Here is a 4,242-nt window from a genome sequence, read left to right as displayed (position 1 = left end):
TTTTTTTTCTTGTGGAATGGGCCGGAGAGCCCGTTCCAGAATTTGATTAAAAGGATTTTTGCAAGAGGTCTATTAGTCAGTTGTCATTAGTCAGTTGTCATTAGTCAGTTGTCAGTTGTCATTAGTCATTAGTCATTAGTTATGATATTAGGCTATACTGTGTTTGCACATTGGTGAGCAATCTCACTGCGACTGGGAAATTTGCGTAACTTGTTTCCTGCCCGATGCCCCATTTTCTACTGCTTAATCCATGCGTTTTAAAAGAAATCCCTTGTTCTGGGTTGCTGCTATTATCAGTTTAGTTTTAGACCATCTGACTAAGTTTTGGGTGGTGCAAAATTTTGACTTGACGATTCCTCCGCAGACGCAGCCGCTGTTACCTGGGGTGTTTCACTTCACTTATGTTGTTAATACCGGTGCGGCATTTAGTTTGTTCAGCAATGGCGGGGCGATTTGGTTGCGCTGGCTGTCTTTGGGCGTTAGTGTGGGATTGATGGTGCTGGCTTGGTTCGGGCCGCGAATTAACCGCTGGGAACAAGCTGGCTACGGTTTGATTTTGGGGGGAGCACTGGGGAACGGGATCGATCGATTTGTTTCGGGCCATGTTGTAGATTTTATCGATTTTCGGATCATTCGGTTCCCCGTATTTAATCTAGCCGATGTGTTTATTAATGCTGGGATTATCTGTTTGCTGATTGCAACTTTTCACAGTGCACCGCCGCCGAGAAGCCGGGACGATCGCGATTCTATTTCAGAGGAATGAAAATTTAATAACTTCCACTCTTGAAAGTGGGGAGTAGGGGTTGGGCGGGACGCCCATCCTACAATAACAATTAAAATTGTAAGTTATTTAATTTGCGATCCAGAGTAACTTTTAAGAAGTCAATCGATTTTAGATTTTAGATTTTAGATTTTAGATTAATTAATCCACCCACCGGCTGTACCGTTCTCAGGTTTATCGGGTGCGGAGCTTTTTTTGCAGATCCGCTGATGAATCCAGGGGCTTCGCCACCAATTGCTTTCGGTCATTTGTCCGTTGTCTGCTGTCAGAATGTATAGGTATCAACTTAAGGTGAGAGCCATTTATGAGCTATAATTAAATTTTTTATTGCTAAGGCTAGACTGGCCCGCGATCCAAAGCAATTTGGTCGCAAACCCCCGGATTTATCCGCAGGATAAATTCCATAATCTAAAATCTAAAATCTAAAATCTAAAATCGGATGACTCCTAATCCCTTTGCTCAAGAACGCCTGCTATTTGCCCCCGCAACCCCGGATGGTGATGCTATCCCGACTATTTTTGCTTTTCCCAACGAGTACACGGTTGGTATTACCAGTCTCGGCTACCAGATAGTGTGGGCCACTTTGGCTGTGCGATCGGATATTGAAGTGGGCCGTTTATTTACTGATATCCGCGAACCACTTCCCCGACATCCAGAATTACTGGGATTTTCGCTTTCTTGGGAACTAGACTATGTAAATATTCTCAATTTATTAGAATCTTTAGAAATTCCGATTTGGGCATCCAAACGAACTGACAATCATCCGATCGTATTCGGGGGCGGCCCGGTTTTTACGGCTAATTCCGAACCTTTTGCAGATTTTTTTGATGTGATTTTGCTGGGAGATGGCGAACATCTTATTGACAATTTTATTGATGCTTTTAAAGAAGTCCGTACCGCCGACAGACAAACTAAATTGCGGCATTTAGCCCAAGTTCCGGGGGTTTACGTTCCCAGTTTGTACGAAGTAACTTATCTGGATGCGACTGAGGGGATTAAATCGATTCAGCCGGTAGATTCTGGAATTCCCAGTATGGTTGAAAAACAGACTTATCGCGGCAATACTTTATCTGCTTCCACTGTGGTGACAGAAAAGGCGGCTTGGGAAAATATTTACATGGTGGAAGTGGTTCGCAGTTGTCCAGAAATGTGCCGTTTTTGTTTGGCAAGTTATCTGACTTTGCCGTTTAGAACTGCGAGTTTGGAGGATTCGTTAATTCCGGCGATCGATCGCGGTTTAGCTGTGACTAATCGTTTGGGTTTGTTGGGTGCTTCGGTCACTCAGCACCCGGAATTTGAAGCGTTGCTGGATCATTTGAATCATCCGAAATACGACGGCGTGCGGCTGAGTCTTTCTTCGGTACGGACGAATACGGTGACAGTTAAGCTAGCAGAAATATTGACAAACAGAGATAGCAAATCTGTGACAATTGCGGTGGAAAGCGGGAGCGATCGCCTACGCAAAATTGTTAACAAAAAACTCACAAATGACGAAATTATCCAAGCTGCTATCAATGCTAAGGCGGGTGGCTTAAAGGGAATTAAACTTTACGGGATGGCGGGAATTCCCGGCGAAGAAATGGAGGATTTAGAGGAGACAGTGGCGATGATGCGGGCTGTGAAAAAAGCGGCTCCCGGTTTGCGATTAACTTTTGGTTGCAGCACTTTTGTGCCGAAATCTCACACTCCTTTTCAGTGGTTTGGAGTGAATAAAGATGCGGAGAAGAGACTGAAGTTTTTGGATAAAGAATTGCGGAAGTTGGGTTTAGAATTTAGACCGGAAAGCTATAACTGGTCGGTGATTCAGGGTTTGTTGTCGAAGGGCGATCGGCGGTTGTCTCGGCTGTTGGAATTAGTGCGGCATTACGGCGATACTTTGGGCAGTTATCGACGGGCTTTTAAGGAGTTGCGGGGACAGTTGCCGGAGATGGATTTTTATGTTTTTCAAGAGTGGGAATTGGATCGGGTTTTGCCTTGGAGTCATTTAAAAGGGCCGCTACCGGAGGCGACTTTGAAAAAACATTTGGCTGATGCGATGAGTCATACAACACGACAGCAAAATCAAGAATGTGAGAATTCACTAAGTCGCGTTTAGTAAATTAGATTATAATAGTGTCATGCGTGTCATTAGCCGAAAACGACTAAAAGAATTTTGGGAAACACACCCCAATGCTGAAACAAGTCTGTTGTTGTGGTATCAGCGTAGTTGTGATGCTGAATGGCAAAGTTTAGTAGATATTCGTAAAGTATTTCCTTCGGCTGACTTAGTAGGTAACTTTACGGTATTTAATATTGGTGGCAATAACTATCGGTTAATTGCTTTTATCGATTATGAATACCAGATAGTGTTTGTCCGCTGTGTTTTAAATCATGCAGAATATAATAAGGATAACTGGAAAAATGACGACTGGTTTAAAAACTCCTAGTAGCTACTATATTGAGATAATCACAACTTTTCCACCGCGTCCAATTACTTGTGAAGTTGAGTTAATTGCTACACAAAATCGGATTGATTCTATTGTGAGTCGGAGCAATCTCACGCAGGACGATCGGGATTACTTAAACGTGTTGGGTACTCTTGTTTATGATTACGAACAAAAACATGAGCCAATGCCAGTTTTGAAAGGTATCGCACTACTGAAAGCATTGATGGTTGAGGACAATATTCAAGAAAAAGATTTGGTTGATATTTTTGAATCCGAGTCTTGGGTATCTGAGGTGATGAATGGAAAGCGGGAACTGACGGCCGGTCAAATTCAAAAGTTAGCTAAGTTTTTCCATCTTTCCCCTGTAGCATTTCTTGAGTATAATTAATTGCCAGCATACAGGGATGAGTGACGTACTATAATACAATTATGCCAGAAGTCCAACCCAAGGAAATTCAGCGTTATGTCACCTCAGATGGCAGAGTACCTTTTGATGAGTGGTTTGATTCCTTCAAAGATGCGAATACTCAAGCCAAGATTATATCTAGGCTAAAGCGGGTTGTTAGTGGCAATTTGGGAGATTATCGTTCAGTCGGAGAAGGAGTTTGCGAACTCAGAATCGACTATGGCCCTGGTTTCCGAATCTATTTTGGGCAAGTAGGAACAACAATTGTGATTCTCCTCTGCGGTGGAGATAAAAGCACTCAAAACCGAGATATCCTCCAAGCAAAAGAATACTGGACAGATTACAACAGGATTTAAAACAATGGCTAAAAGTCTCCCTTATCATCCGTTTTTGATTGAATCTTTGAGAAAAAACCCGGCATTGTCAGCCGCATATATAACGGCGACTATAGAGGAAATAGACCCGGAACCTGAACTGCTGAAGCAGGCACTCAGCGATATAGCAGAAGCTATAGCTCAACCCAAAATGACTCCAGAAGAATATGAATTGCACTTAAAAAAACTGGATGAATTGCTGTCGCAGCAAGGAAGCGATACAATTTACAATCTGGGAACTTGGCTGAATGCTTT

The 4,242-nt window shown here is 42.9% G+C and carries 6 protein-coding genes; all 6 read left to right on the top strand.

The features are described 5' to 3' along the window. Positions 1-250 precede the first annotated feature (250 nt). On the top strand, positions 251-763 hold the full coding sequence (gene lspA / locus QUB70_RS31775; protein ID WP_332985770.1) for a signal peptidase II: 513 nt from the start codon (positions 251-253) through the stop codon (positions 761-763). A 457-nt stretch (positions 764-1,220) separates the two neighbouring features. Continuing rightward, complete coding sequence (locus tag QUB70_RS31770; protein WP_332985769.1) at positions 1,221-2,876, top strand: B12-binding domain-containing radical SAM protein; 1,656 nt, start codon at positions 1,221-1,223, stop codon at positions 2,874-2,876. A 22-nt stretch (positions 2,877-2,898) separates the two neighbouring features. Beyond that, positions 2,899-3,207, top strand: a complete 309-nt coding sequence (locus tag QUB70_RS31765; RefSeq protein ID WP_332985767.1) for a type II toxin-antitoxin system HigB family toxin — start codon at positions 2,899-2,901, stop codon at positions 3,205-3,207. After that, positions 3,182-3,595: a helix-turn-helix domain-containing protein gene (locus QUB70_RS31760; protein WP_332985766.1), complete on the top strand. Its 414-nt coding sequence runs from the start codon at positions 3,182-3,184 to the stop codon at positions 3,593-3,595. The genes QUB70_RS31765 and QUB70_RS31760 overlap by 26 nt, the downstream gene beginning before the upstream one ends. A gap of 41 nt (positions 3,596-3,636) precedes the next feature. Further along, a complete protein-coding gene (locus tag QUB70_RS31755) occupies positions 3,637-3,969 on the top strand; it encodes a type II toxin-antitoxin system RelE/ParE family toxin (protein ID WP_332985764.1) in 333 nt (110 codons plus the stop codon). 4 nt (positions 3,970-3,973) lie between these two features. Then, the coding region (locus tag QUB70_RS31750; RefSeq protein ID WP_332985762.1) for a helix-turn-helix domain-containing transcriptional regulator at positions 3,974-4,242 on the top strand (269 nt) is incomplete at its 3' end.

The sequence above is a fragment of the Microcoleus sp. A003_D6 genome (assembly GCF_036702825.1).
Taxonomy (GTDB): domain Bacteria; phylum Cyanobacteriota; class Cyanobacteriia; order Cyanobacteriales; family Microcoleaceae; genus Microcoleus.
Note: the sequence above shows the minus strand (reverse complement) of the source record. Positions and strands in the feature narration are given on the sequence as shown.